This is a genomic window from Ensifer sp. LBL, assembly GCF_050435225.1.
Taxonomy (GTDB): Bacteria; Pseudomonadota; Alphaproteobacteria; order Rhizobiales; family Rhizobiaceae; genus Ensifer.
Map to the genome: position 1 here is coordinate 481,034 of NZ_JBNDJY010000001.1, position 25,398 is coordinate 506,431.

Below are 25,398 nucleotides of genomic sequence, written 5' to 3' on the forward strand. Positions count from 1 at the left end.
AGGGCCGTCATGAAATGGCGCATGTTGATCACATCCCGGCTGCTGTCGGTCGTGATCGTCCTTTTTGCCGTCGGGCACGCTCTCGCTGACGACGGCAGGCGGCTGGCGCTTGTCGTTGGCATGACGGACTACGTTGCGGCTGGCGTGCTGCCGAATGCCGTGCGCGACGCCGAAGCCTTCGACGCCTTTCTTAAGGAGCAGAGCTTTGAGACCGACCTGGTGCTCAATACGAACCGTCGCGGTCTTGCAGATGCGCTCGCGCGCTTCTCCCGCAAGCTTGGTCCCAACGATGTCGCCTTGTTCTACTATGCCGGTCACGGCATGCAGTTGCGCGGCGAGAACTTTCTCGTTGGCACCGATGCGCGGCTCGAAAGCGAGTTTGACGTTCCGGCCGAAACCATGCCGCTTTCGGAGATCATGAACGCGCTGGAACAACGCGCGAAAATCTCCCTGATCTTCCTCGACGCCTGCCGCAACAATCCGCTCGCAGACAGGCTCAACCACGACGTGGCGGGCACAAGCCGCGGCGGCGCCACCAGAGGCCTCGCACCGATCGAAACGCAGGGCGCCGGCACACTCGTTGCCTTTGCCGCGGCGCCCGGACAGGTGGCGGCCGACGGAACCGACGGGCATTCGCCCTTCACCCGGGCGCTGATCACCAATCTCTCCGGCCCAGGGGTCGAAATCGGCACCGCCTTCAAGCGGGTGATCAGGGAAGTGCGCTCGGCGACGGGCGGCAAACAGTCGCCACAGATCCTCTCCTCGCTCGATCTGGAATTCTACCTCAACGGCAGCGCCACGGCTGAAGCGCCCCAACCCTTAAAAGCAGACAATGTCGATATCGCCGCGCTCGACTTCAACAAGGCGATGCGCGTGGACACGGCCAGGACCTGGAAGCGCTTCATCGCCAAACATGGCGAGAGCAACTATGCCGACGCGGCGCGCCAGTCCATTCAGCGGCTCGGCAAAAGCGACGACTTCAAATCATCGCTGGCTGCGATGGCGCAGGAACAGAAGATGCTCGACAGCAAGGACAAGCGCGCGACCGCGCAGCTGGCCCTGCAGAGCAAGGGTTTCGACACGGGTGCTACGGACGGCGCCTTCGGTGGCCAGACACGCAGGGCGGTCACGGCGTTTCAGGCGGCCCGCGGGCTGAAGCAATCCGGATTTCTCGACCAGGAGACCGGCGCGAGCCTGGGCCTCACCTTTGCCCGCATCGACCAGGACATTCTTTCGGCCGCCAGCGCACGGCGCTATGACGCCACCGATCTCGAGGGACTGGAGGACGAACCGGTGATCGCCATGGTGCGGTGTCTTTCGCCTCTACCCCTGACCTATGGAACCTTTGCCGGCCACCTCTATGCAGCGGCCTATGAGGGGCAGCAGATCGGCTGGCAGCAAGCAAAAGCGATCGTCGAGCGCTGCGGCGGTCACCTCGCCACGATCGATTCCAGCGATGAAAACACCTTCGTCGCCTCGCTCGTGAATACCGATGACCGGTTCTTCAGCAGTTCGTTCGAAGGCGGTGAGCACCGGCGGGTTGGGCCATGGCTTGGGCTTTCGAACGAAAACGGCAGTGCCGAAGGGTGGAGATGGACAACGGGCGCTGCCGTTACATTCGGCAGATGGTTCAGGCGGCCGCCGGAAAAGGCATGGGCGGCAACGCTTTACGCGGCCTATCGGGCCAACAAGGTTCCCCTATCCGCCTACGTCGACACCTGGGAGGCGCGCGATCCATCGCGGCCGGTCTCGGGTTTCATCGCCGAATTCGAATGAACGATCAGACGACTTCGCGCAGGCGCTCGGCGGTCTGCAGGTCGACGGAAACGAGCTGCGAGACGCCCTGCTCGGCCATGGTCACGCCGAACAGGCGGTTCATGCGGGCCATGGTGATCGGATTGTGGGTGATGATGATGAAGCGTGTCTCGGTCGAGGCCGCCATCTCGTCCATCAGGTTGCAGTAGCGCTCGACATTGTGGTCGTCGAGCGGCGCGTCGACTTCGTCGAGCACGCAGATCGGCGCCGGATTGGTGAGGAACACGGCAAAGATCAATGCCATCGCCGTCAGCGCCTGCTCGCCGCCGGATAGCAACGTCATCGTCTGCGGCTTCTTACCCGGCGGACGGGCGAGAATTTCAAGACCCGCTTCCAGCGGATCGTCGCTCTCGATCAGCTGCAGCTCCGCCGTGCCACCGCCGAAGAGGTGGGTGAACAGCCGCTGGAACTGCACGTTGACGACGTCAAAAGCGGCGATCAGGCGCTCGCGGCCCTCGCGGTTCAGGTTCTGGATGGCGCTCCTCAGCTTGCGGATCGCCTCGATGACGTCGTCGCGCTCTCGCAGCAGGAGGGCGAGCTTTTCCGAAAGCTCCTTCTGCTCCTCTTCTGCGCGCAGGTTGACGGCGCCAAGCCGCTCGCGCTCGATCTTCAGCCGTTCGAGCTCGCGCTCGACATTGCGCATGTCGGGCAGCGCCTCATCAACGGCAAGTCCCGTCAATCGCATCACTTCGTGCGGCGGGCAGGAGAGCGCTTCCTGAATGCGCGCCTCGATCTCGACGCGGCGTTCACGGGCGGAGACCAGGCGCTCCTCGGCGCGGCCGCGCTTTTCGCGCGATTCGGCCAGTTCGGACAGCGCGGTTGCGGCCAGACGGTCGGCCTCGCGCTGGCGGTTCTCGGCCTCGGCAAGCAGATCGGCCGCTTCGCGCCGCGCCGCTTCCGCCTTCTGCAATTCGTTCATCAGCGCCCGGCGCTTATCCTCGAACTCGTCGGGCGCATCGATCAGCTCTTCCACCTCGTCGCGGGCTTCCGCTTCGCGGTCACGCAGGGTGGCGATATGTTCCTCGGCGCTGGCGGCACGCGCCTTCCAGGTCTGCCGTTCCGCCCCGATCGCGGCGATGCGACGCTGGCGGGCCTCGTTCTCGCGCGCCAGGCCATCATGAGCGGCGCGGGCCTCGGCGACGGCGGCGCGATCGGCAGCGACTTCGGCCGTCTGCGTGCGCAGCTTCAGTTCCAGTTCGGAGAGATCGGGCGCGTCTGCCAGCGCGTCGTTGGCCGTCTCGATCTGCTCGGCCACCTCTTCGACCTGCGCTTCGATCTGGCTGCGCGATTCGGCAAGCACCGCGCGGCGGCGGGCAAGGTCGCCCGAGGCGCGTTCAGCGGCGGCGAGCGCGTCGCGGGCTTCGCCGAGCTGTCGGGTGATCATACGCTGCGCGTCGCGGGCAAGCCGCAGCCGCTCGTCCTCGGCACGGATGCGGCTGCCCGCAGCGGCAAGTTCGGCCTCCGCGCGGCGCAGCGCCTCTGCGGCACCGTCTGCCTCAGCGTCGAGTTCGGCCAGCCGGTTCTTCTGCGCCAGCCGCAAGGCGGCAGCACTTGGCGCCTCGGAGCCGGTCACGTGGCCGTCCCAGCGCCAGACGGAGCCTTGCTTGGTGACCAGGCTCTGGCCGGGTTTCAAGAGGGGTAGCAGCCGCTCGGCTTCCGCCTCGCTTGCGACGATGCCGATCTGCTTCAGGGCGCGGGTCAGCGCGTCGGGCGCCTTCACATGCGCAATCAGCGGGCTGACGCCTTCCGGCAAATCGGCGTCGCCGGCATGGTCCCCCGGTTCGCGCCAATGGGCGGGCGCATCGGTTTCAAGCGGTGAGTCAAGATCGTCGCCCAGCGCGGCACCGAGCGCAGTTTCGAATCCGCGGTCGACCTTCATTTCCTCGACGACGGCGGGATAGGCGCCGCCGGCCACCGCCTCCAGCATGCGCCGGATGGTGCGCGCTTCTGTCTCGATGCCGTTCAACACGGCTCGCGTGCGATCGACGGGTTGGCGCGCCTCGACTTCCGTGCGCCGCGCTTCGGCGAGGCTTTCCTCGATCGCGATCACATTGCTTTCAGCTTCTTCCAGCGCAGCTTCTGCGACCTCGACCTGGCCCTGCTTTTCGTGCGGATCAGGAAGGGCTGCCATCTGGCGGTCGAGTTCGTCGAGATCGCGCGACTGGTCGCCAAGCTGGCGGGCAAGGCGCGCCTGGCGCTCCGAGAGGTCGCGCAAAGTCCGCTCGAGCTGGTTGCGACCGGCCTGCGCCTCGGCACGTTCAGCCGTCAGCCGCGCCAACAATGCCTCGCTGCCGGCGAGTTTTTCGTTCGCCTCTTCGAGGCGCTCGCGCGCTTCCGTCGCACGGTCGTCGGCCTCGGCGAGCATATCGCTGAGTTCGGCTTCCTCTTCGTCGAGGCGCGAAAGAATGCCGGCATTGTCGACGACAAGGCGCTCTTCGCGGGCGATGTCCTCGGCCAGTTGCGCCAGCCGGCGCTGCAATTCGTCGCGGCGCCTGAGGATGCGACCGGCGTCTTCTTCGAGCTGCGAACGGGCGATCTGCAGGCGCTGCAGGGCGGCGGCGAATTTCGCTTCGTTCTCGCGCAGCTCCGGCAGCTTCAGGCTGGCGATCGCCTGGTCCTTGGCCGCCTGCATCTGCTGCTGCGCCTTTTCCGCAACCAGCGCCGTCACCTGATTGAGCTGGCTCGTCGCCTCGGCCTCCGCCTCCTTGGCCTGCACCCAGCGAATATGGAACAGGATCGCCTCATGCTTGCGGATATCGGCCGAGAGCATCTTGAAGCGGTTGGCCTGGCGCGCTTGGCGCTTGAGGCTCTCGATCTGGCTTTCGAGCTGCGAGGTGACGTCGTCGAGGCGTTCGAGATTGGTTTCGGCGGCACGCAGGCGCAGCTCCGCCTCATGGCGGCGCGAATGCAAGCCGGAGATGCCGGCCGCCTCTTCCAGGAGCTGGCGGCGGGCTTGGGGCTTGGCAGCGATCAGTTCGCCGATGCGCCCCTGCCCGACCATCGACGGCGAGCGTGCGCCGGTCGAGGCGTCAGCGAACAGAAGCTGCACGTCCTTGGCGCGCGCTTCCTTGCCGTTGATCCGGTAGACCGAGCCCTGCTCGCGCTCGATGCGGCGGCTGACCTGGATCTCGTCGCTGTCGTTGAAGGCAGCGGGCGCCGTGCGGTCGCTATTGTCGAGATAGAGGCCGACCTCGGCCGTGTTGCGCGCAGGACGGTTGCCGGATCCGGAAAAGATCACGTCGTCCATGCCGGAGGCGCGCATGTTCTTGTAGGAGTTCTCCCCCATCACCCAGCGCAACGCTTCGACGAGGTTCGACTTGCCGCAACCGTTCGGTCCGACGACGCCGGTCAGCCCCCGCTCGATGATGAATTCGGTCGGTTCGACGAAGGACTTGAAGCCGAGCAGGCGAAGCTTGTTGAACTTCATGGGACGGACACTGGGGCTACGAGATGCCCCCCTCTGCCATCAGCCCAGACAAGAAAAACGGGCGCACGGCTGCTGCCGTCGCCCGTTTTCAGGAAAAGCGAAGGATCAGAGCTTGCTGTCGATGAGGGCCGACATAACGTCAACCGACATGTCCCCCGAATAGTGCTCGCCATTGACAAAGAAGGTCGGCGTCGACTGAACCCCGAATTCCTTGGCGCCCCGTTGCATAACAGAGTTCACATCATCCAGAAGTTTTTGGTTCGTCAAGCAGGCCTCGAAGCTCTCCTGTGTAAAACCGGCGAGTTTGGACATCTGCAGCAGGGCGTCGCGGCCATTCTGGGCTGCAGCCCACTGCTGCTGCTGCTTGAAGAGCATCGAGATCATCGGGAAGTACTGGCCTTCCGGAGCGCAGCGCGCCAGCATGAAGGCGGCCGCAGCGCGCGGGTCGAACGGGAATTCGCGCAGCACGAAGCGGACCTTGCCGCTGTCGACATACTTGGTCTTGATCGCTTCGAAGGTGTTGTTGTGGAAGGCGGCGCAGTGCGGGCAGGTCATCGACATGTATTCGACGATGGTCACCGGCGCGTTGGCGTCACCGATCGCCATTTCCGGCAGAGCACCCGGCTCCATCAGCTTGGCGACGTCGACGGAACCTTCCGACGAGGGGAGCTCGACCTTGACGGGCGCGGCGGTCGTCTGCGCGACTTCGGTGCCGGCAGCAGGCTTGGTTTCGGTGGTGGCCGGCGTCGCGGTCGTCGATGCGGTGGTCGTTGCGTCCGTTACCGGCTTGGTTTCGGTCTTCGCTGCCGTCTCGGTGGCTGCGGCCGGGGCGGTCGATGCCGTTTCCTTCTTTTCGTCGCTGCAGGCAGCAAGCACCAGGGCGACGGTTGCGATGGCGGCACCGCTGAGCAGGCGCTTGGTAAGGTTCATTGCGGAAGCGGACATGATTTGACCCGTGTTCGGAGGGAATTGCAGTGCGGATTCGATATCTTGCCGCGCGCAGGGCGGCAAGTGGCGCGGCGTCAACAGAATTCAAAGAATTGTGACCGACCGATGGCTGCCCGGAAGCGCAGTTCGACCTGGATATCCGCGCCTTGCGCTTTAGGCCTCTGGTTTTCGCATGCCGTCGCCGCAAACCGCTGGGGAGTTTTGCGCGACATGCCTTAGCGTCGGCGTGGGTTGAGCACAGCGGTGCCCAGTCGCCGCAGGGCCGCCTTCAGCTCTTCGCTTTCGATGCCTTCGACCATCGTTTCGAGCCGGCGCGCGGGCTCGCCCGAAAGCGGCTTCGGCTTGCCGCGGTGCTTCGGTTGTTGGGAGACGGGCTTCTGGACGATGCGCAGCTGGCCGATGGCATAAAAACCGAAGAAGCCGTTGATGCGCTGGATCAGCTCGCCTTGGGCATGGGTCAAAAACAGGGCGCGCGCGCCCTCGCAGGCAACCGTCAGCACGCCCGGCTGGTGGCCGCCCTCGCCCATGATCTCGGAGGCGCGCCGCGGCCAGGCGATCTTTTCGGGCCGCGTGCAATCGGCAAAGTCTTCGCCGGCGATTTCGTCCCAGGAGCCGAGCAGCATGGTGTTGATGCCCGCGCGCTTGGCGAGCACCGGGTCGATCAGGCCATTCGCGACTTCGCTGATCTGGACAACACCCTTCCGGGACTTCTGCTCGCTCACGTATGGACTTTCTGTAGGCAATGTCGATTGAGCCTTGATGCTGCGGCTCCGCTTCGCCAAGTATAGGCCGGAAAAGGAACTTCCGGCAAATCATGCACGATACGATACCGGCGGCAGACGCCGCACCCCTGCTTTTGGAATGGTACGACAGGCACCATCGCGACCTGCCCTGGCGGGTTTCGCCGCCCATGGCGCGCCGAGGCATCGTCGCCAATCCCTATCACGTCTGGCTATCCGAAGTGATGCTGCAGCAGACGACGGTGCAGGCGGTAAAGGCTTACTTCGAAAAGTTCCTGTCGCTGTGGCCAACCGTCGAGGATCTGGCGCAGGCCGACAATGAGGACGTGATGAAGGCATGGGCCGGGCTCGGCTACTATGCGCGCGCCCGCAACCTGAAGAAATGCGCCGAGGCCGTCGCGAACGATCACGGCGGCCGTTTTCCCGATACGGAGGACGGGCTGAAGTCGCTTCCCGGCATCGGCGACTATACAGCCGCCGCGATTGCGGCAATCGCCTTCAACCGCAGAAGCGCCGTTCTCGACGGCAATGTCGAGCGGGTGATCTCGCGTCTCTACGCGATCGAGACGCCGCTGCCGGCGGCAAAGCCCGAGATGCGGGGCCGCGTCGCCGCGCTCACCCCCGGCGAGCGCCCGGGCGATTTCGCCCAGGCGATGATGGATCTCGGCGCGACGATCTGCACGCCGAAGCGCCCCGCCTGCTCGCTCTGTCCCTTCCGCGCCCACTGTCGTGCGCTTTCCGTAGCAGACCCCGAAACCTTTCCGCGCAAGGCGCAGAAGAAGGACAAGCCGCTTCGGCGCGGTGCTGCCTTCGTCGCGATCGACGGCGACAACGCGGTCTATCTGCGCAAGCGGGCCGAGACGGGCCTGCTTGGCGGGATGACCGAAGTGCCCGGCACCGACTGGACGTCGCGGCAGGACGGCGACACCTCGCTTGCCTCGCAACCCTTTGCGGCGGCCTGGGAAGATTGCGGCACCATCAGCCATGTGTTCACGCATTTCGAGTTGCGTCTCTCGGTCTACCGCGCCAATGTCGCGCGCGCCGGAACGCAGGGCAACGGCTGGTGGGAACCGGTTCACTCACTGAGCGCCCAGGCGCTGCCGACGGTGATGAAGAAGGCGATCGCCCAGGCGATCCCACATGCCTTCAAGGCGGAACGCTAGCGCGGTACGGGGTCACCCGTCCCGCTCACTCCGAAAGTTCAAGCAGGGAATACGTTCATGAGCAGCATCGAGATCCGTCACATCGTCTTCGACATCGGCAAGGTGCTGATCCACTACGACCCCAACCTGCCCTATAGCCGCATCATCCCCGATGAGGCCGAGCGCGAGTGGTTCTTTGCCAATGTCTGCACCCATGACTGGAACATCGAGCAGGACCGCGGCCGCTCGTGGGAAGAAGCCGAAACGCTGCTGATCAAGGACTTCCCCGAGCGCGAAGAGCAGATCCGCGCCTTCCGCAAATATTGGCAGGAGATGGTGCCGCACGCCTATGTCGAGACGGTGTCGCTCCTGGAGCGGCTGATCGCCGAAGGGCGCGACGTGACGATGCTGACCAACTTCGCTTCCGATACGTTCCGCGAGGCACAGGTCCTCTACCCCTTCCTGACCTTGCCACGCGGCGTCACCGTTTCGGGCGACGTCAAACTCATCAAGCCCGATATCGCCATCTATGAGACGCACACGCGGACCTTCGATCTCGACCCGTCGGCCACGCTCTTCATCGACGACAGCGTGCCCAATGTCGAAGCCGCGCGGCTTGCCGGTTGGCACGCGGTGCATTTCGTCGACCCGGAAAAACTGAAGGCCGATCTCGCCGGCTACGGCATTCATCCGTAGGCTGAAACTACCGATCGAACATGGCTTCTGCTCGTGGCGGCACGATTCCGCCACGAATCATATTCACTACCTGCGATTGTGTGATCGCAGGGGTAATATATGAATAGTTTAGAATTTTCAGTAGCTCGAGACGGCGTGGCCAAGGACGCCTTCATGGACGAGCTCTACGCGACGACCGAGGCCAGCTTTCGCGACGAGGTTTCTCGGCAAGAATTCAGTGAACGGTATTCAGAGACCCGTTTCGTCGTCGCCAGACGCGATGCCAAATTGGCGGGCTGGCTCAGCCTTCGACCGCCGACCGAAGGCGACGACGAAAGAGCAGCCGATCGAGGCTGGCACGCCATGCCATCGCACGATCTGCGCGACGCCGAAATTCTGGTGCAGCTCTTTCGGCTTGGCGCCGTGGAGGCCGGCTCAGAGGGCATCACCTGGCACTCCCGAACAACCCCTCTCAACCGGCAGGTCGTCGAAATGACCGGCGCGACAGCGCTTCGGGATCTATTCAGGACCTGGCAGGCGCCATCTGAGCGCTGGCCAGCCGCAATCGCAAAACCCGAGGACGGTGCCATCGTTCACGCCGTCCACGCACCTCTTCCGGAAGATCTCCTCACAAAGTTCGTGAACTTCCTTACACGCGCGGGGATATCGAACTGCAGTGGAGAAACCTGCACCACGACCTGGGAGGCGGACGCCGTCGCCCAACGTATCGCGGACTGGGATGAAAACGGGCTGCTGATGCAGATGCTGGAGCGTGACGACCTCGTCGTCGCCGAGGCCTACGCCTTTGTCTGGAGCGATGAAATGATGATCCACATCACCGAACACAAGGCCCCTTCTCCCGGGCTGATTGCCCTGGTTGCCGCCCTGCTTCAGCGCATTCCCGCGGCCTATCCCGATATCAGGGTCGCCACGGTCGAACTAAATGAAAACGAAAGAGCACGCCTCGAGCCTGTGCTCGCCAGTTGCGGCTTTGAGGACAAAGGCCCGCGGACGCTCTTCCATTTGCGCCCAGAGGGAACGCCGGTTCTCTAAAGGCGGTGTATCCTCCATTCAACGCGCGGCGGCGGCACGGGTCGCCGCCGCGCATTGTCAAGGCCCGGCCGCGATGAAGCGCCATGCCAGCCAGGCCGCAAGGACAGCGGCCACGAACCAGATGCTCAGGATTGCAATAAGGCCGCTTCGGCCGGACGGACGCCCTTCGAGTGTCGTCGCCCGCTCTCGGAATTCTTCCATCAGCGCCGGCGGCACCAGACGCACCGCCAAGAGGATGCCGAGCGGAACGAGGACCAGGTCATCGAGGTATCCGAGTATCGGAATGAAGTCCGGGATCAGGTCGACCGGCGAGAGTGCATAAGCCGCCACAGCACCGGCAACGAGTTTCGCCGAAAGCGGCGTTCGACGATCTCGCGCGGCGAACCAGAGCGCAACGACGTCCCGTTTGATTTGCCGCGCCCATTGCTTCACGCGCTGGAGACGATCGGGCAAGGCCATGCGGATGACACTCTTGTTCGGATGAAAGCTGGTCTGCCCGAACTCTATTGGCGGATGCGTAGATTGGCAATCGGCCTCAAGGCTGGCCGGTTGCTTCATACGCTCGGTCCTATGGCCCGGACATACAAATGCCCGGAATCCTCACATCGAGGGTTCCGGGCATTTAAAGCTCTCCTTCCGGGACTGAAGGTACAAAAACCGGTCAGAGCGCTTTTCGAAGGATCCGGCGGAACTGGTTGATCAGTTCAGTTTTGCCAGATCATTTCGAATGACGGTTCTGAGTTCGTCGATGGGCTTCAGGGTGTTCCCCTCTTCGAAGTGCCAGAATGTCCATCCGTTGCATGCATCAAGCCCCTGGACCTTGGCGCCCAGGCGATGAATTGAGCCGGCTTCGCCGCCGGAAGCGACCGTGCCGTCGGCGCGGACGATCGCGCTGTAGCGGCGCTTGGCGTCCGTCAGAACCGTACCGGGCTTGATCAGACCGCTTTCGATCAGCGTGTTGAAGGCGACGCGCGGCTCGGCCTTCTTGCCGGTCATGACCGACAGCATCGCCTTGCCGAGCGGCTCGACCGCGTCGATGCGCGCCGATGCGGCGTCGATGTAATCCTGCTCGCGCTCGATGCCGACGAAGTGGCGGCCGAGGCGCTTGGCGACGGCGCCGGTGGTGCCGGAACCGAAGAAGGGATCGAGAATGACGTCGCCAGGCTTGGTCGAGGCCATCATGATGCGGGCAAGCAGCGCTTCCGGCTTCTGGGTCGGATGCACCTTCTTGCCGTCGTCGTCCTTCAGGCGTTCGTGGCCCGAGCAGATCGGGAACAGCCAGTCGGAGCGCATCTGCACGTCGTCATTGGCCGCCTTCATCGCATCGTAGTTGAAGGTGTAGCCCTTCGCGCTGGCATTCGGCGTCGCCCAGATCAGCGTTTCATGGGCGTTCTGGAACCGGCGGCCCTTGAAGTTCGGCATCGGGTTGGTCTTGCGCCAGATGATGTCGTTGAGGATCCAGAAGTGCAGGTCCTGGAGGATCGCGCCGACACGGAAGATGTTGTGATAGGAGCCGATCACCCAGAGGGTGCCGGTCGGCTTGAGCACGCGGCGGCAGGCGAGCAGCCAGGCACGGGTGAAGGCGTCATAGGCCTCGAAGGAAGCGAACTGGTCCCACTCGTCGTCGACGGCATCGACCACCGACTGGTCGGGACGGGTCAGCATGCCGCCGAGCTGGAGGTTATAGGGCGGGTCGGCGAAAACGACGTCGACCGAATTGTCGGGAAGCGCATTGAGCGCGGCCACGCAGTCACCCTTGATGATGGTGTCTAGCCAGCCCTGCGGACGGGCGGAGCGGGAGACTTCGGCAAGCGAAACAACTGAAGACATGGACAACTCGCAAATACGCTTACTCGGAACGGATCATGGAGCTTATGGTTACCGAAGATGGTTACCAAAGCCTGAAGGCCGTTTCGAAAAAGTGCGTAGTCACGCTATGTTAGAGAGGTCTTCTGGAGTGAACAGGAAAGGCGGGAACGGGTATTCACCCGCCTCCTGCCGCAGCGTTTAGGCGTCTCGGACGCGCTTCACCTGTTGTCGTGAAAGGCGCGGCTGTCCGAGGGCGCCTCATGGCGCTCGTTCAGCCCGTAGTCGCGGATCACGGAAGCGATGCGCAGGCGGTAGTCTGCAAAGACGCCGTGGCGCCCGGCATCCTGGGCGGCCCGATGTTCGGCGCCGTTCCGCCAGGCCTTCACTGCCTCCTCGTCGCGCCAGAAAGACAAGGAAAGCACCTTGTCGGGATTGGTCAGACTCTGGAACCGTTCGATCGAGATGAAACCATCGATGTCGTCGAGCAGCGGCCGCAGGTCGGCGGCAATGCCGAGATAGGCGTCACGCCGGCCCTCGGCCGGCAGGACTTCGAAGATGACGGCAATCATGGTTCACTTTCCTCCTGTTGGCATCGAGACGTTCTTCAGGAAAATCCGATCCTCCTTCAGGATAAACCGCTCGCGGCGGGAAAAGGCATAATTTTCCCGGCCGAGCGGATCGGCAGCAAGCCGGGCGCGATAGGCCTCATAGGCGGCGAGGTTCTCGATGTTGTAAACGCCGTAAGCCGTCGTCGCCGATCCCTCGTGCGGGCCGAAATAGCCGATGAGATCGGCGCCGCAGCGCGGAATGACTTCACCCCAATTGCGCGAATAGGTGGCGAACTCGTCCTTTTTGAAGGGATCGATTTCGTAGCGGATGAAACAGGTGATCATCGTCATCTCCAGGTTTTTGCGGGCCCTTCGCCCGGTCTTCGATGAGGTGACTATGCCCGCTTGTCTGTCGGGAATGCTTCGATTACGATCGAAGTATGAAGGAAGGTCCAGACATCGCTCTCATCGGTTCGCTGATCGGCGATCCCGCCCGCGCCAACATGCTGACGGCGCTGATGGGCGGCAGCGCGCTGACCGCAACCGAGCTTGCCACCCATGCCGGCATCACGCTGCAGACCGCCAGCTCCCATCTCGCCAAACTTGAGGCCGGCGGCCTGCTCAGCCAACGCAAGCAGGGGCGCCACCGTTATTTTCAGCTGGCAGAAGACGAAGTCGGGCTGATGCTCGAGAACCTGATGGGCTTTGCCGCCGGCCGCGGCATGACCCGCCACCGCCCCGGGCCGAAGGATCCGGCACTGCGTAAGGCGCGCGTCTGCTACAACCATCTGGCCGGCGACTATGGCGTGCGCATGTATGACAGCCTGATCGCCGAAAAGCAGATCGAAGTCACCGGCGACGACCTGGCGCTGACGCCCGACGGGCAAAGCCGGATCGAGACGCTCGGCATCGACTATACGGCGCTGAAAAAATCCCGCCGCCCGATATGCCGCACCTGCCTCGATTGGAGCGAGCGCCGTTCGCACCTGGCCGGCTCGCTTGGCGAAGCGCTGCTGACGCTATTCATCGATAAAGGCTGGGCCAAGCGCGAGGCGAACAGCCGCGTCATCCGCTTCACCGCCAATGGCGAGAAGGCTTTCTCCGAGCTGTTTCCGCAGTAGCTGCTGCCAGCCACTTTAGCCGACGATGGAAAAGGCCTCACGGGTTTCGCCCGCGGCGGTCCTGACCGGCGTCTTGCCGATCCAGCCCACATGCCTTTCGAGGATCTTTGCCGCCTCGTCGCCCCGGCCCTCGCGCAAGGCGGCCAGGATCGCGCGGTGATCGTGGTCGGTGCGCGCCTCCCAGCTCGTGCGCCAGGCGGAAAACAGGAAGCGGGCACTCGCCGCATGCAGATCGTCGATCGCCGCAAGCAGGCGTGGCATGCCGCAAGGTTCGAGGATCAGCCGGTGGAAGGCGCGGTTTGCCGCCTCCCAGGAGCGCACGTCGCGCGATGTATCGGCGGCGGCCGTGGCCATCTCGGCCCGATCGAGGATCGCCGGCGTCAAATGCGGGATGGCATGGCGAAGCGCCAGAACCTCCAGCACCGCGCGCATTTCGGCGACCTCCCTCACCTCCTTCAGGTCGAAGGAGGCGACGCGAACGCCGCGGCGCGGTTCGCTGACGGCAAGGCCCTGGGCCTCCAGCCGCCGAAAGGCTTCGCGGACGGGCACGTGGCTCGCACCGAATTCCTCGGCGATATGATCCTGCCGCAAGCGCTCCCCCGGCATCAGCATGCCGGAGATGATCCGCTCGGCCAGGGCCTTGCTGATGCGACTTGCGAGCGTATCGTCCTGCTGCTTTTCCATCGCCTACTGATAGAGCCGCGAAACAATGCTGTCGAGCAAGCGCAGCGGCGGTTTCGATAATTTCCAATGGTTGAGCTTTGGCCTGCCATCGTATAAAGCTCTGCCGTACGAAAGCCCCGCGCCGCGCGAACATTCCTCCCCCCGCCTGCGGCGCCTCTCCTCCCAGGGAACTGTTCCATATGACCGGTATCGATCTCATCATTTTTGATTGCGACGGCGTTCTCGTCGATTCCGAAATCATCGCGTCGGAAGTCGAAGCAGCACTGCTGACAGAAGCGGGTTACCCGATCAGCGTCGAGGAAATGGCGGAGCGTTTTGCCGGCATGACCTGGCACAACACGCTGCTGCAGATCGAGAAGGAAGCGAGCATTCCGCTTTCGGCCCAGCTCATCAGCAAGGTCGACACGATCCTCGACGAGCGCCTGGCCCGCGACCTCAACATCATCGACGGCGTCAAGCCGATGCTGGCGCAACTGACGCTGCCGCACTGCATCTGCTCCAACTCGACCTCGGCGCGGCTTGCCATGATGCTCGGCAAGGTCGGCATCAAGGACCATTTCGGCCGCCACATCTATTCGGCGCGCGACCTCGGCGCCGACCGCGTCAAGCCGAAGCCGGACATCTTCCTGCACGGCGCCAAGCAGATGGGCGTCGATCCGTCGCGGGTGCTGGTGATCGAGGATTCCGTCCACGGCATCCACGGCGCACGTGCCGCCGGCATGCGCGTCGTCGGCTTCACCGGCGGTTCGCACACCCATCCTTCGCATGCCGACCAGCTGACCGAAGCGGGTGCGGAAACGGTGATTTCGCGCATGACGGCGCTGCCGGGCGTGATCGCGGCCCTTTCCGCATGGTCGGAGTCGATGACGGCCTAATTGGCCGCAGGCGGTTGCGCACCGCCATGCCCCTTTCGCTCCGGCTTTCGGCCGGAGCGGGAAAGAAGCCTTCGGCCAACACGGCAGACGTCCAATTAGACGCCAAGGGACATGATGACACATTGCAGTGGCGTCACGTCCCCTAGAAAATCTTCCCGGTTTTCGAGGAGCCGCGCACGAGGGCCGTACCAAGCAAGCCCCATCGGGGTATTTTTAGGAGGAAACACAATGCGTCTTTCAATGTTGACCGGCCTGACCCTGGCGGCCAGCGTCGCCTTCGGCCCGCTCGCCTTCGCCGACATCACCATTGGCGTGATCACGCCGCTTACCGGCCCGGTCGCGGCCTATGGCGAGCAGGTGAAGAACGGCGCGGAAACGGCCGCAGACGAGATCAACAAGGCTGGCGGCATCAATGGCGAGAAGATCGTGCTGAAGATGCTCGACGACGCCGGCGATCCGAAGCAGGCTGTTTCGGTTGCCAACCAGGCTGCCGGTGAAGGCATCCGCTACGTCGTCGGTCCGGTTCTGTCCGGCACCTCGATGGCGGCTTCGGACATCCTTGCCGAAAACGGCATCCTGATGGTGACGCCGACGGCAACCACGCCTGACCTCACCACCCGCGGTCTCTGGAACGTGCTGCGCACCTGCGGCCGCGACGACCAGCAGGCCGAAGTTGCGGCCGCCTATGTGCTCAAGAACCTCAAGGACAAGAAGGTCGCCGTGCTGCACGACAAGGCGCCTTACGGCAAGGGCCTCGCTGACGGCTTCAAGAAGGCGATCAACGCTGGCGGCATCACCGAAGTCGTCTATGAAGGCCTGAACCCGGGCGACAAGGACTTCAGCGCCATCGTCACCCGCCTGAAGGCCGAAAACGTCGATGTCGTCTACTTCGGCGGCTACCATCCGGAAGGCGGTCTGCTCGCACGCCAGATGCACGACCAGGGCGTGAAGGCGCAGATCTTCGGCGGCGACGGCCTGTCCAACACCGAGTTCTGGGCAATCGGCGGCGAAGCTGCGACCGGCACGGTCTACACCAATGCCAGCGACGCGACCAGCAACCCGGCCTCGGCTCCGGCTGTTGAAGCGCTGAAGGCGAAGAACATCCCGGCCGAAGCCTTCACGCTGAACGCCTATGCCGCCGTCCAGGTGCTGAAGGCCGGCATCGAGAAGGCGGGCTCCGCTGAGGACGCGACCGCGGTTGCAACCGCGATCAAGTCGGGCGACGCCATCGACACGGTTCTCGGCAAGCTGACCTACAGCGAAGCCGGCGACCTCACCTCGCAGGCTTTCTCGCTCTACAAGTGGGAAGGCGGCAAGAGCGTTCCGGCTGAATAAGCCGCACACAATGGAAATGAAAACGCCGGGGCAAGCCCCGGCGTTTTTTATGCGGCATGGGCCGCTGCTTATTTCTTCTTGCCCTTGGCCGGCGGACCTTCGTCGAAGCCGACATAAACGGTAACGTTGGATCCGGCACCGGCCGGCAGCGTCACGTTGGCCTTGGTGAAGACGAACTGGCCGGAGCCGGTCGAGGGGATCTCGACGGCATGCTGCGTCAGCTCGGAATAAAGCGTCTTGTCTTCATCGGTCGCCGCAACGCGGATCGGCATCGTGACCTTGCCGGGGCCGCCCGCGGGTCCGCTGACCACGCGTCCCTGAACCACCACGGTCATCGTCAGCGAGTTCTCGCTCTGGACGCACTGGCGCGTGGTGTCGGCAAGAGAGGCCTGGTAGACGACCTTGGTCGGGTCGTTCTTGGCGCCCTTGGCGTAGCTGGTGAAGACCGACGTGCCGTCACGCAGGATGACCTGCGGGCACGCGGCCTGAACGACGGCCGGCGTCGGAGCAGCGGCACTGCCGCCAGCATCGATCGCCCCACCGGATTGAGTCTGATTGCAGCCGGCGAGGACCGCGAGAAAAGATATTGCGAGAACAGGCCGGGATACTTTGCCAAACACGTTGAACAACCTCTGCTGGACCGGTTGAAACTCCTTGACCGAAATCTCGGCCGGAAGACCTTTCATGGCCTTCGGGCATCGTCTATAGCAGCGACAAACTGAAAAATCGATTGGGTCAGTCCGTCCCTTCCGAATTTTCCGAAGCTAGTTTTGCGACCGGAAATTGGGTCGGTGACAAGAATAGATGCAGACTTTGTCAAGGACTGACGCAATAAGACGAGCGTGTCGCGACGACGCTTCCCAAGGTCGGCGCAACCCTTGAGGTGGGACGAAGGACAACGATGGTGAAGTATATCTCGACGCGCGGCGAAGCCGCTCCTCTCGGCTTCTGCGATGCGCTGCTTGCCGGTCTTGCGCGCGATGGCGGTCTCTATCTCCCCAAGGAATGGCCGACGTTTTCCAAGAAGGAAATCCGCGGCCTGCGCGGCAAATCCTATCAGGACATTGCCTTCACTGTGCTCGAGCCCTTCATCAATGGGGAGATCCCGGCGGCCAAGTTCCGCGAAATGATCGACGAGGCCTACGCCACCTTCCGCCATCCGGCAGTGGCGCCGCTGGTGCAGACCGGACCGAATGCCTTCGTCATGGAGCTCTTCCACGGCTCGACGCTCGCCTTCAAGGACGTGGCGATGCAGTTGCTCGCACGGCTGATGGACTATGTGCTTGCCGAACGCGGCGAGCGGGCCACGATCGTCGGCGCGACCTCGGGCGACACAGGCGGTGCGGCGATCGACGCCTTTGCCGGTCGTGAGCGTACCGACATCTTCATTCTCTTCCCGCACGGCAAGGTCTCGCCGGTGCAGCAGCGCCAGATGACGACCTCGAGCGCATCGAACGTTCATGCCATCGCCGTCAACGGCAACTTCGACGATTGCCAGAACCTCGTCAAAGCGATGTTCAACGACGCCGCCTTCCGCGACCGCGTCAAGCTTTCGGGTGTCAACTCGATCAACTGGGCGCGCATCATGGCCCAGATCGTCTATTACTTCACGACGGCGGTCGCGCTCGGCGGGCCGGACCGCAAGATCTCCTTCACGGTCCCGACCGGCAATTTCGGTGACATCTTCGCCGGCTACGTTGCCAAGCGCATGGGCCTGCCGATCGACAAGCTGATCATCGCCACCAACGAAAACGACATTCTCGCCCGCACGCTGAAGACCGGCCGCTACGAGATGCGCGACGTCAAGGCGACCACCGCACCGTCGATGGACATCCAGATTTCGTCGAACTTCGAACGGCTCCTGTTCGAGGCGAACGACCGCGACCCGGGCGAAATCCGCTCGGCGATGGACGGGCTGAAGCAGTCCGGCTCCTTCACCATCCGCGAGAAGGCGCTGAAGGCGATCCGCAAGGAGTTCCGCGCCGGTCGCGCCTCGGAGAAGGACGTCGCCAGGACGATTGCAAAGACGCTTGCCGACACGGGCTATCTGCTCGATCCGCACAGCGCCGTCGGCGTCTTCGTCGCCGCCAAACACGAGAAGGCGTCCGCTCCAATGGTGACCCTTGCGACCGCCCATCCGGCGAAATTCCCGGACGCGGTAAAATCGGCAAGTGGTATTGACCCGGCGCTTCCGACGTGGCTTGCTGACCTGATGAACAGGGAGGAGCGTTTCGATATCCTGGATCCGGACCTGAAAACCGTCGAGACCTTTATCGGCGAGCGGACCCGCCTCCGGGGGTAAGAACGAGAAGAAACGTATGATGAAAGTTGAGTGCACCCGGCTCCCTTCCGGGTTGACGGTGGTAACCGAGCAGATGCCGCATCTCGAAAGCGTGGCGCTCGGCGTGTGGATCAAGTCCGGTTCGCGCAATGAAACCGTGGGCGAACATGGCATTGCCCATCTGCTGGAGCACATGGCTTTCAAGGGCACCGCGCGGCGCACCGCCCGCCAGATTGCCGAAGAGATCGAAAACGTCGGTGGCGAGGTCAATGCTGCGACCTCCACCGAGACGACCTCCTATTATGCCCGCGTGCTCAAGGATCACGTGCCGCTTGCGGTCGACATCCTCGCCGACATCCTGACGGAATCGAGCTTCGACGAGGAGGAGCTCCGGCGCGAAAAGCAGGTGATCCTGCAGGAGATCGGCGCCGCCGACGACACGCCCGACGACGTCGTCTTCGACCGCTTCGCCGAGACCGCTTATCGCAACCAGACCGTCGGCCGGCCGATCCTCGGCACGCCCGACACTGTCATGTCGTTTTCGGCCGACCAGATCCGCCACTATCTCGGGCGCAACTACACGACCGACCGGATGTTCGTGGTCGCAGCCGGCGCCGTCGAGCACGAAGCCTTCGTGCGCCAGGTGGAGGAGCGCTTTGCCTCCCTGCCCCGCACGCCGATCGCGACGCCGGTGCTGGAAGCCGCCCGCTACACCGGCGGCGAGAGCCGCGAAACTCGCGACCTCATGGATGCGCAGGTTCTGCTCGGCTTCGAGGGCAAGGCCTATCACGCCCGCGACTTCTACTGCTCGCAGATCCTCGCCAACATCCTCGGCGGCGGCATGTCCTCCCGCCTCTTCCAGGAAGTCCGCGAGCATCGCGGTCTCTGTTACTCGGTCTATGCCTTCCACTGGGGCTTTTCCGACACCGGCATCTTCGGCGTGCATGCCGCGACCGGCGGCGAGAACCTGCCGGAACTGATGCCCGTCATCGTCGACGAGCTGCGCAAATCCTCGATGAACATCGAGCAGCAGGAAATCGAGCGCGCCCGCGCCCAGATCCGCGCACAGCTTCTGATGGGCCAAGAAAGCCCGGCGGCCCGCGCGGGCCAGATCGCCCGACAGATGATGCTCTACGGTCGCCCGATCCCCAACGAGGAACTGATGGAGCGCCTCTCCGGCATCACCATCGAGCGCCTGACCGACCTTGCCGGTCGGCTGTTCTTCGACACGATACCGACGCTTTCTGCGATCGGCCCGCTCGAGCAGCTTGCCCCGATGGACGACATCCTGTCGTCGCTGACCGGCAAGGCCGCCGTTCCGCACGCCGTCGCAAGCTAAGCCGAAGGCTTAACGGCCGGGCTCCGCTTCATCAAAACGGTGAAGCGATCCCGGCCTCCCAAACAGTGAGCAATATCGCACGGGAGGCGCTTTCAAGCGCCGCCCGGAAACTGCGTTCGGCCAGCCGGCGCGCCGCGGATGACGACAGCGTGTGCGAATGGTGAAGTCTTTGCACCTTTTCGCAAAATCGGATTCGATTTGCGCGCAAAGTTGTGCAACGTTTCGATTTGTGACGGCGCAAAGGCGTGCCGTCGGGCGGATGGTACAAGGTCCTCGCGCGTAAACGGAACGGCCTCGGAGGCAGCTATGACACGATCGGTTTTTCGGTTCCTGTCGCGGCAGCCGGAGACGATCGAAATCGCCGACCAGAATTACCTGCTCCGCCTCCCCCGCTATTCCGATTACCGCCAGTGGTATCAGCTCAGAAGCGACAGCCGCACCTTCCTGGAGCCGTGGGAGCCGACCTGGCGCACCGACGAAATGACCGAGAGCGCCTTTCGCAGCCGGGTCATCCGCAACGAGCAGGAATATGCCTCCGGCCAGGCGGTGCCGCTCTTCCTTTTCCACAAGCCAGGCGAGGTTCTGCTCGGCGGACTGACGATCGGCCACATTCGCCGCGGCGCCGGGCAAAACTGCATGATCGGCTACTGGATGGGCGCGCGCCATGCCGGCAAAGGCCACATGTTTGCCGCCCTCAAGCTCGCGATCCCCTACATCTTTTCGACCCTTGAGTTGCACCGTATTGAAGCAGCCTGTATTCCGGACAACTCAAGAAGCATCCGGCTCCTTGAAAAGGCCGGTTTTGAGCGTGAAGGCTATTTAAGACAGTACTTGAGAATCAACGGCCAGTGGCGAGACCATCTGCTCTTTTCTCTCCTGTCCGACGATGCCGTACCGAACAGGAATATGCCCCTTTGATGCCTCTAGCCCGCTCGCCCTTCGCCTGGTCAGCCTCCAAGCTGGCAGCGTTTCTGATAACGCTCACGACGATTTTCTGTGCGCTCGGCGGCGCGGCCCAGGCTTTGGAGCCGGTCAAGATTTCGCGTGAAGACACGGCGCTCGACCTGACGGCGACGACCGAAATCTACAGCGGCCGCAACGAAGCCTTTCAGGTTTCGACAGCACCCGGCACCGACGGCATCGTGCGACGAATCGAAGTGCGCTCCAACAGCGAAGGCCATCAGGGCGACTGGGCGGTGTTTGCGCTCGCCAACGTTTCGGCCGAACAGCTCGAGCGCGTGATCGTCGCGCCGCACTTCCGACTGGTGAATTCCAAGCTCTTCTGGCCGGACCTCGGCTCCAAGCGCATGCTCTCGATCACGCCGAGCGAAGGCTCCGCGCTCACCCGCGAACCGAGCGACGAGGCGGACGTCTTCCGCGTCTCGCTGGCGCCGGGCGTCATCATCACCTTCGTCGCCGAGCTGGCGACACCGGACCTGCCGCAAATCTACCTCTGGGAGCCGGACTCCTACAAGGACACGGTCAACGCCTTCACGCTCTATCGCGGCATTGTGCTCGGCATCGCTGGCCTGCTTGCAGTGTTCCTGACTATCCTCTTTGTCGTCAAGGGCACCTCGATGCTGCCGGCGACGGCAGCACTTGCCTGGGCCGTGCTTGCCTATATCTGCGTCGACTTCGGCTTCCTGTCGAAGCTCATCAGCGTGACGGCGGGGGACGAGCGAATATGGCGAGCGGGCACCGAGGTCTTCCTCGCGGCCGGCCTCGTGATCTTCCTGTTCACCTACCTCAATCTCAACCGCTGGCACCAGCATCTGGGCTATGCCACGCTCGCCTGGATCCTCGGTCTCGGTCTGCTCTTCGGCGTCGCCGTCTACGATCCGGCGATTGCGGCCGGCATCGCCCGTCTTTCCTTTGCGCTGACGGGCACCGTCGGCATCGTGCTGATCGCCTATCTCGGCTTCAACCGCTACGACCGCGCGATCCTGCTCGTTCCCGCCTGGCTGCTGATCCTCGTCTGGCTGTTCGGCGCATGGTTGACCGTCACCGGTCAGCTCGCGAACGACATCGTGCAGCCGGCGCTCGGTGGCGGTCTCGTGCTGATCGTGCTCCTGATCGGCTTCACCGTCATGCAGCATGCCGTTGCCGGCAGCGGCTACCAACAGGGCCTGTTCTCCGATCTCGAGCGCCAGTCGCTGGCCCTCACCGGATCCGGCGACACCGTCTGGGACTGGGACGTCGCCCGCGACCGTGTGGTGACCATGCCCGATATCTCGACCCAGCTCGGCCTGTCGCTCGGTAGCATGCACGGCCCCTTGCGCAACTGGCTGCCGCGGCTGCATCCCGACGATCGCGACCGCTTCCGCGCCACGCTCGACGTGCTCCTCGAGCGCCGCCGCGGCAAGCTCAATCATGAATTCCGCGTGCGCGCCGAGGACGGCCACTATCACTGGCTCTCCATTCGCGCCCGCCCTGTGCTTGGCGCCAACGGCGAAATCATCCGCTGCGTCGGCACGATCATCGACATCACAGAACAGCGCAATTCCGTCGAACGGCTGCTGCATAACGCACTTCTCGACAACCTGACCGGCCTTCCGAACCGTCAGGTCTTCCTTGACCGGCTGCAGGCGATGCTCTTGATGGCCGACGGCAGCAATTCCGTGCGTCCGACGGTGCTTGCGATCGACATCGACCGCTACAAGCAGGTCAACGATCTCCTGGGCATCGCCGCTGGCGACAACATCCTGATCGCACTGACGCGGCGCCTGCGCCGGCTGCTGCGCCCGCAGGACACGCTGGCTCGTCTCGGTGGCGACCAGTTCGGCCTGATCCTGATGTCCGAGCGCGATCCGGCCAAGGTGGCCGATTTCGCCGACGCGGTGAGCAAGGCAATCATGGTGCCGCTCAACTACGGCAACCGCGAAATCAACCTGACCGCATCCATCGGGCTCGTCTCCTGGCTCGACCAGGAACAGAGTGCGGCCGGGCTTCTCGATGATGCCGAGCTCGCCATGTTCCGGGCCAAGAAGGAAGGCGGCAACCGCGTCGAGCCGTTCCGCCCGGCCTTCCGGACCTCCGGTTCGGACCGCATGCAGCTCGAAGCCGACCTCAAGAAGGCAATCGAGCGCAAGGAACTTTCGCTCGTCTACCAGCCGATCGTGCGGCTGAACGATGCCGAGATCGCCGGCTTCGAGGCCCTGATGCGCTGGGATCACCCCAAGCGCGGCAACATCTCCCCGACCGAGTTCATCCCGATCGCCGAGAATTCCGATCTCATCAACCAGCTCGGCATGTTCGCCTTCGACCGGGCGACGAGCGACCTGACGGAATGGCAGCTGCAGACCGGCGACCTGCCGATCTTCGTCTCGATCAACCTTTCGAGCGCGCAACTGCTCAACAACGAGCTTTATGACGACGTCCGCGCCATCCTCACCAAGAACCGCTGCGATCCGGGCAAGGTGAAGATGGAGTTGACAGAATCGCTTGTGATGGAAAATCCGGAGCAGGCCCGCCTCGTCCTCGAAAAGCTGAAGGAAGCCGGCCTCAAGCTCGCGCTCGACGACTTCGGCACGGGCCATTCATCGCTCTCCTACCTCACCCGCTTCCCCTTCGACACGATCAAGATCGACAAGGCGCTGGTGCGTGACCCGAGCGACAAGCGCGGCATCCTCTTGCGCTCCGTCATCACCATGGCGCGCGAACTCGACATGCAGGTGGTGGCCGAAGGTATCGAATCCGAGGACGACGCGATCCAGCTGTCGCAGATGGGCTGCGATTACGGACAGAGCTTCCTCTTCGGCCCGCCGATCGGTTCGGAATCGATCCAGCGCCTGTTGAAGGAGCGCTTTCCGCTGATGAAACGGGCGTAGGTTCGCCAAGGCGCCGCCGCTCAGCAGGCAGACCATCATCCCTGAGCCCGTCGGTTACACCCCGACGGGCTTTTTCATTTCTGCGTCAAGGATCAGGAAAGGTCGTCCAACCGCCAATCAGGCGTGGCCGGCATCCATGGAGAGCATCGCGGCTGAAACACCCATCAGCGCCAGCGCCCGATCGTATTTGTCGTCGAGCGCCTTGTCGAAGATCAGCTCGTCGCGCGCCGGGCATGTGAGCCAGCCGTTCTGGGTGATTTCCGCTTCCAGTTGCCCCGGTCCCCACCCGGCGTAGCCGAGCATCATCGTCGCGCGCACCGGCCCCTGCCCACGCGAAATGGCACGGACGATGTCGAGCGTCGCCGTCAGGCAGATATCGTCGCTGACGGGAATGCTGGAGTCGCTCAGATAGTCGTCGGAATGCAGCACGAAGCCGCGCCCGGTCTCGACCGGACCGCCCGCCTGGATCTGGAAATCCCGTGTTACCTGGGGAAGCCGGATCGCCTCATCCTCATCGAGAAGATCAAGGTGAAGCAGCACGTCAGGGAAGGTCAGTTGCTGTGGCCGGTTGAGAATGAAGCCCATGGCGCCATCGTCGGAATGGGCGCAGATAAAGATGACCGTGCGGGCGAAATTGGCGTCAAACATCCCAGGCATGGCGATCAGGAACTGACCGTCAAGAAAGCCTCGCTCGCGTCTCTTTTGCGCCATCGGAGTAGCCATCATGCGAACAGCCTATCAATTCGCCGCGAAATGAAAAGCGCCTCAGCGTCGCGGCCCATAATTATTGCACGCACGGCGTTCACTTCGCCGTGTCCGATCAAGCAATTATGATCGTTGCCTCCGTCGCAGCGTCTGGAGCGGTTTTGGCAAAAGCGATATTGCTTGCCGTATGATCCAGAGCTTCACACACCAGAAAATGGCCCAGTTCATCGGCGCGGCAAGCCTTGCTGGCTCTTTTTTTCTCCCCTTCGGCGCCAACGCGGCCACCAGCGAGTGGGTCACCTCCCCCGGCGGCATGATCCGTCTGGTCGCCGCCCAGCCCAAAGAGGACGGCACGATCCCGGCAACACTGGAGGTCAAGCTCAACCCTGGCTGGAAGACCTATTGGCGCGAACCCGGCGCAAGCGGTATTCCCCCGCAGGTGACCCTCGACCCGAAGGGCGGCGTGGAGCTGGAAAAGATCGGCTTCCCGGTGCCGAAGACGTTTGACGATGGCGTCGTGCGCTACATCGGCTATGACAAGCCGGTCGCCTTCCCGCTGACATTGAAGCGCCTCCACGGCAGCGGCGACGTTACCATTCGCGCCTCCGTTTTCCTCGGCATCTGTGAGGACATCTGCATTCCGGTGCAGGGCGAGCTCACGCTTGCCATCAAGCAAGGCGGCTTCGACAATCCGCTCGACGGCGCGCGGATCGACGATGCCGTGGCTGCACTGCCGGAGGCGCCGTCCACGGATTTCGCAGTCACCGCGAGCCGCTACGACGCCGAAAAGGCGATGATGCATCTGTCGGTTCGCCTACCCGCCGACGACAAGGATCCGGAAGTCTTCCTCGCCGGGCCTTCGGGCATTTCGTTCGGCAAGCCCGAGATCCAGCCTGCGGGCGACAGGGCGCTGAACGCAGCCGTTCCGGTCAGGCTCACGGGCAAGGACAGGGAACTCAAAGGCAAGCCGATCGTTTTGACTGTGCGCGCCCAGGGCCGCAGCATGGAGACGACCCTTGCCTTTGATTAGGGCGCATCTATAGTCCGCCGAGTTCTCCGACGAGTGCGGAGGAG

The 25,398-nt window shown here is 63.5% G+C and carries 22 protein-coding genes; 12 read left to right on the plus strand and 10 right to left on the minus strand.

Annotation, left to right across the window (positions count from 1 at the left end; translation table 11 throughout):
• Nucleotides 1-21: 21 nt before the first annotated feature.
• Entirely contained in the window at nucleotides 22-1,776 is a 1,755-nt protein-coding gene (locus OKW20_RS02400) for a caspase family protein (protein WP_429169972.1), read from the plus strand.
• A gap of 4 nt (nucleotides 1,777-1,780) precedes the next feature.
• Here the strand turns inward: OKW20_RS02400 and OKW20_RS02405 are convergent, their stop codons facing one another.
• The 3 genes from OKW20_RS02405 to OKW20_RS02415 all read right to left on the minus strand — a co-directional run bounded on the left by OKW20_RS02405 (nucleotide 1,781) and on the right by OKW20_RS02415 (nucleotide 6,912).
• Nucleotides 1,781-5,242: a chromosome segregation SMC family protein gene (locus OKW20_RS02405; RefSeq protein WP_429169975.1), complete on the minus strand. Its 3,462-nt coding sequence runs from the start codon at nucleotides 5,240-5,242 to the stop codon at nucleotides 1,781-1,783.
• A gap of 105 nt (nucleotides 5,243-5,347) precedes the next feature.
• Entirely contained in the window at nucleotides 5,348-6,187 is an 840-nt protein-coding gene (locus OKW20_RS02410) for a DsbA family protein (RefSeq protein WP_429112759.1), read from the minus strand.
• A gap of 218 nt (nucleotides 6,188-6,405) precedes the next feature.
• Nucleotides 6,406-6,912: a DUF721 domain-containing protein gene (locus tag OKW20_RS02415; protein WP_043619908.1), complete on the minus strand. Its 507-nt coding sequence runs from the start codon at nucleotides 6,910-6,912 to the stop codon at nucleotides 6,406-6,408.
• A 92-nt stretch (nucleotides 6,913-7,004) separates the two neighbouring features.
• Here OKW20_RS02415 and mutY point away from each other — a divergent pair, with 92 nt between their 5' ends.
• The 3 genes from mutY (at nucleotide 7,005) to OKW20_RS02430 (ending at nucleotide 9,800) form a co-directional block, all read left to right on the plus strand.
• Complete coding sequence (gene mutY / locus OKW20_RS02420; RefSeq protein ID WP_402323168.1) at nucleotides 7,005-8,093, plus strand: A/G-specific adenine glycosylase; 1,089 nt, start codon at nucleotides 7,005-7,007, stop codon at nucleotides 8,091-8,093.
• 57 nt (nucleotides 8,094-8,150) lie between these two features.
• Entirely contained in the window at nucleotides 8,151-8,768 is a 618-nt protein-coding gene (locus OKW20_RS02425; RefSeq protein ID WP_429169977.1) for an HAD family hydrolase, read from the plus strand.
• Between the two features lie 153 nt (nucleotides 8,769-8,921).
• Nucleotides 8,922-9,800 carry a hypothetical protein gene (locus OKW20_RS02430; protein ID WP_429169979.1) on the plus strand — a complete coding sequence of 293 codons (879 nt, stop codon included), beginning with the start codon at nucleotides 8,922-8,924 and terminating at the stop codon, nucleotides 9,798-9,800.
• A gap of 57 nt (nucleotides 9,801-9,857) precedes the next feature.
• On the opposite strand, the gene OKW20_RS02435 is transcribed toward OKW20_RS02430, so the two are convergent.
• The 4 genes from OKW20_RS02435 to OKW20_RS02450 form a co-directional block, all read right to left on the minus strand.
• On the minus strand, nucleotides 9,858-10,259 hold the full coding sequence (locus tag OKW20_RS02435; protein ID WP_429112750.1) for a YkvA family protein: 402 nt from the start codon (nucleotides 10,257-10,259) through the stop codon (nucleotides 9,858-9,860).
• Between the two features lie 240 nt (nucleotides 10,260-10,499).
• The gene (locus OKW20_RS02440) at nucleotides 10,500-11,630 is read right to left on the minus strand and encodes a site-specific DNA-methyltransferase (protein WP_043619897.1); all 1,131 of its coding nucleotides are present in this window, start codon (nucleotides 11,628-11,630) and stop codon (nucleotides 10,500-10,502) included.
• A 197-nt stretch (nucleotides 11,631-11,827) separates the two neighbouring features.
• The gene (locus tag OKW20_RS02445) at nucleotides 11,828-12,178 is read right to left on the minus strand and encodes an antibiotic biosynthesis monooxygenase family protein (RefSeq protein WP_402323172.1); all 351 of its coding nucleotides are present in this window, start codon (nucleotides 12,176-12,178) and stop codon (nucleotides 11,828-11,830) included.
• 3 nt (nucleotides 12,179-12,181) lie between these two features.
• Nucleotides 12,182-12,502, minus strand: a complete 321-nt coding sequence (locus OKW20_RS02450) for an NIPSNAP family protein (RefSeq protein WP_043619930.1) — start codon at nucleotides 12,500-12,502, stop codon at nucleotides 12,182-12,184.
• A 95-nt stretch (nucleotides 12,503-12,597) separates the two neighbouring features.
• On the opposite strand from OKW20_RS02450, the gene OKW20_RS02455 reads away from it, so the two are divergent.
• Nucleotides 12,598-13,278: an ArsR/SmtB family transcription factor gene (locus tag OKW20_RS02455; RefSeq protein ID WP_429169982.1), complete on the plus strand. Its 681-nt coding sequence runs from the start codon at nucleotides 12,598-12,600 to the stop codon at nucleotides 13,276-13,278.
• A gap of 15 nt (nucleotides 13,279-13,293) precedes the next feature.
• Here OKW20_RS02455 and OKW20_RS02460 read toward each other — a convergent pair whose 3' ends face one another.
• Entirely contained in the window at nucleotides 13,294-13,962 is a 669-nt protein-coding gene (locus OKW20_RS02460) for a GntR family transcriptional regulator (RefSeq protein WP_034801282.1), read from the minus strand.
• Nucleotides 13,963-14,141: 179 nt separating this feature from the next.
• On the opposite strand from OKW20_RS02460, the gene OKW20_RS02465 reads away from it, so the two are divergent.
• Nucleotides 14,142-14,837 (plus strand): HAD family hydrolase, encoded by a 696-nt coding sequence (locus tag OKW20_RS02465; protein WP_043619891.1) that lies wholly within the window; start codon nucleotides 14,142-14,144, stop codon nucleotides 14,835-14,837.
• Between the two features lie 228 nt (nucleotides 14,838-15,065).
• On the plus strand, nucleotides 15,066-16,172 hold the full coding sequence (locus tag OKW20_RS02470; protein ID WP_043619889.1) for an ABC transporter substrate-binding protein: 1,107 nt from the start codon (nucleotides 15,066-15,068) through the stop codon (nucleotides 16,170-16,172).
• A gap of 68 nt (nucleotides 16,173-16,240) precedes the next feature.
• On the opposite strand, the gene OKW20_RS02475 is transcribed toward OKW20_RS02470, so the two are convergent.
• Entirely contained in the window at nucleotides 16,241-16,792 is a 552-nt protein-coding gene (locus OKW20_RS02475) for a hypothetical protein (RefSeq protein ID WP_043619928.1), read from the minus strand.
• Nucleotides 16,793-17,073: 281 nt separating this feature from the next.
• Between OKW20_RS02475 and thrC the strand changes: the two genes are divergently transcribed.
• The 4 genes from thrC (at nucleotide 17,074) to OKW20_RS02495 (ending at nucleotide 23,619) form a co-directional block, all read left to right on the plus strand.
• Nucleotides 17,074-18,474, plus strand: a complete 1,401-nt coding sequence (thrC, locus tag OKW20_RS02480) for a threonine synthase (protein WP_429169984.1) — start codon at nucleotides 17,074-17,076, stop codon at nucleotides 18,472-18,474.
• 16 nt (nucleotides 18,475-18,490) lie between these two features.
• Nucleotides 18,491-19,792, plus strand: a complete 1,302-nt coding sequence (locus OKW20_RS02485; protein ID WP_429169986.1) for a M16 family metallopeptidase — start codon at nucleotides 18,491-18,493, stop codon at nucleotides 19,790-19,792.
• Nucleotides 19,793-20,098: 306 nt separating this feature from the next.
• Nucleotides 20,099-20,710, plus strand: coding sequence for a GNAT family N-acetyltransferase (locus OKW20_RS02490; RefSeq protein WP_043619883.1), 612 nt, complete (start codon nucleotides 20,099-20,101; stop codon nucleotides 20,708-20,710).
• Nucleotides 20,710-23,619: an EAL domain-containing protein gene (locus OKW20_RS02495; protein ID WP_043619881.1), complete on the plus strand. Its 2,910-nt coding sequence runs from the start codon at nucleotides 20,710-20,712 to the stop codon at nucleotides 23,617-23,619. The genes OKW20_RS02490 and OKW20_RS02495 overlap by 1 nt, the downstream gene beginning before the upstream one ends.
• 117 nt (nucleotides 23,620-23,736) lie before the next feature.
• On the opposite strand, the gene OKW20_RS02500 is transcribed toward OKW20_RS02495, so the two are convergent.
• Nucleotides 23,737-24,342: a YqgE/AlgH family protein gene (locus OKW20_RS02500; RefSeq protein ID WP_043619926.1), complete on the minus strand. Its 606-nt coding sequence runs from the start codon at nucleotides 24,340-24,342 to the stop codon at nucleotides 23,737-23,739.
• A 169-nt stretch (nucleotides 24,343-24,511) separates the two neighbouring features.
• Between OKW20_RS02500 and OKW20_RS02505 the strand changes: the two genes are divergently transcribed.
• The gene (locus OKW20_RS02505) at nucleotides 24,512-25,354 is read left to right on the plus strand and encodes a protein-disulfide reductase DsbD domain-containing protein (RefSeq protein WP_429169988.1); all 843 of its coding nucleotides are present in this window, start codon (nucleotides 24,512-24,514) and stop codon (nucleotides 25,352-25,354) included.
• Nucleotides 25,355-25,398: the final 44 nt, after the last annotated feature.

Bases quoted from the DNA above. Each gene is read 5' to 3' on its own strand.
- OKW20_RS02490 (WP_043619883.1), top strand. From the start codon at position 20,099: ATGACACGATCGGTTTTTCGGTTCCTGTCGCGGCAGCCGGAGACGATC.
- OKW20_RS02500 (WP_043619926.1), bottom strand. From the start codon at position 24,342: ATGGCTACTCCGATGGCGCAAAAGAGACGCGAGCGAGGCTTTCTTGAC.
- mutY (WP_402323168.1), top strand. From the start codon at position 7,005: ATGCACGATACGATACCGGCGGCAGACGCCGCACCCCTGCTTTTGGAA.
- OKW20_RS02485 (WP_429169986.1), top strand. From the start codon at position 18,491: ATGATGAAAGTTGAGTGCACCCGGCTCCCTTCCGGGTTGACGGTGGTA.
- OKW20_RS02465 (WP_043619891.1), top strand. From the start codon at position 14,142: ATGACCGGTATCGATCTCATCATTTTTGATTGCGACGGCGTTCTCGTC.
- OKW20_RS02400 (WP_429169972.1), top strand. From the start codon at position 22: ATGTTGATCACATCCCGGCTGCTGTCGGTCGTGATCGTCCTTTTTGCC.
- OKW20_RS02470 (WP_043619889.1), top strand. From the start codon at position 15,066: ATGCGTCTTTCAATGTTGACCGGCCTGACCCTGGCGGCCAGCGTCGCC.
- OKW20_RS02405 (WP_429169975.1), bottom strand. From the start codon at position 5,242: ATGAAGTTCAACAAGCTTCGCCTGCTCGGCTTCAAGTCCTTCGTCGAA.
- OKW20_RS02445 (WP_402323172.1), bottom strand. From the start codon at position 12,178: ATGATTGCCGTCATCTTCGAAGTCCTGCCGGCCGAGGGCCGGCGTGAC.
- OKW20_RS02450 (WP_043619930.1), bottom strand. From the start codon at position 12,502: ATGATCACCTGTTTCATCCGCTACGAAATCGATCCCTTCAAAAAGGAC.
- OKW20_RS02435 (WP_429112750.1), bottom strand. From the start codon at position 10,259: ATGGCCTTGCCCGATCGTCTCCAGCGCGTGAAGCAATGGGCGCGGCAA.
- OKW20_RS02410 (WP_429112759.1), bottom strand. From the start codon at position 6,187: ATGTCCGCTTCCGCAATGAACCTTACCAAGCGCCTGCTCAGCGGTGCC.
- OKW20_RS02430 (WP_429169979.1), top strand. From the start codon at position 8,922: ATGGACGAGCTCTACGCGACGACCGAGGCCAGCTTTCGCGACGAGGTT.
- OKW20_RS02505 (WP_429169988.1), top strand. From the start codon at position 24,512: ATGATCCAGAGCTTCACACACCAGAAAATGGCCCAGTTCATCGGCGCG.
- OKW20_RS02425 (WP_429169977.1), top strand. From the start codon at position 8,151: ATGAGCAGCATCGAGATCCGTCACATCGTCTTCGACATCGGCAAGGTG.
- thrC (WP_429169984.1), top strand. From the start codon at position 17,074: ATGGTGAAGTATATCTCGACGCGCGGCGAAGCCGCTCCTCTCGGCTTC.
- OKW20_RS02440 (WP_043619897.1), bottom strand. From the start codon at position 11,630: ATGTCTTCAGTTGTTTCGCTTGCCGAAGTCTCCCGCTCCGCCCGTCCG.
- OKW20_RS02495 (WP_043619881.1), top strand. From the start codon at position 20,710: ATGCCTCTAGCCCGCTCGCCCTTCGCCTGGTCAGCCTCCAAGCTGGCA.
- OKW20_RS02455 (WP_429169982.1), top strand. From the start codon at position 12,598: ATGAAGGAAGGTCCAGACATCGCTCTCATCGGTTCGCTGATCGGCGAT.
- OKW20_RS02460 (WP_034801282.1), bottom strand. From the start codon at position 13,962: ATGGAAAAGCAGCAGGACGATACGCTCGCAAGTCGCATCAGCAAGGCC.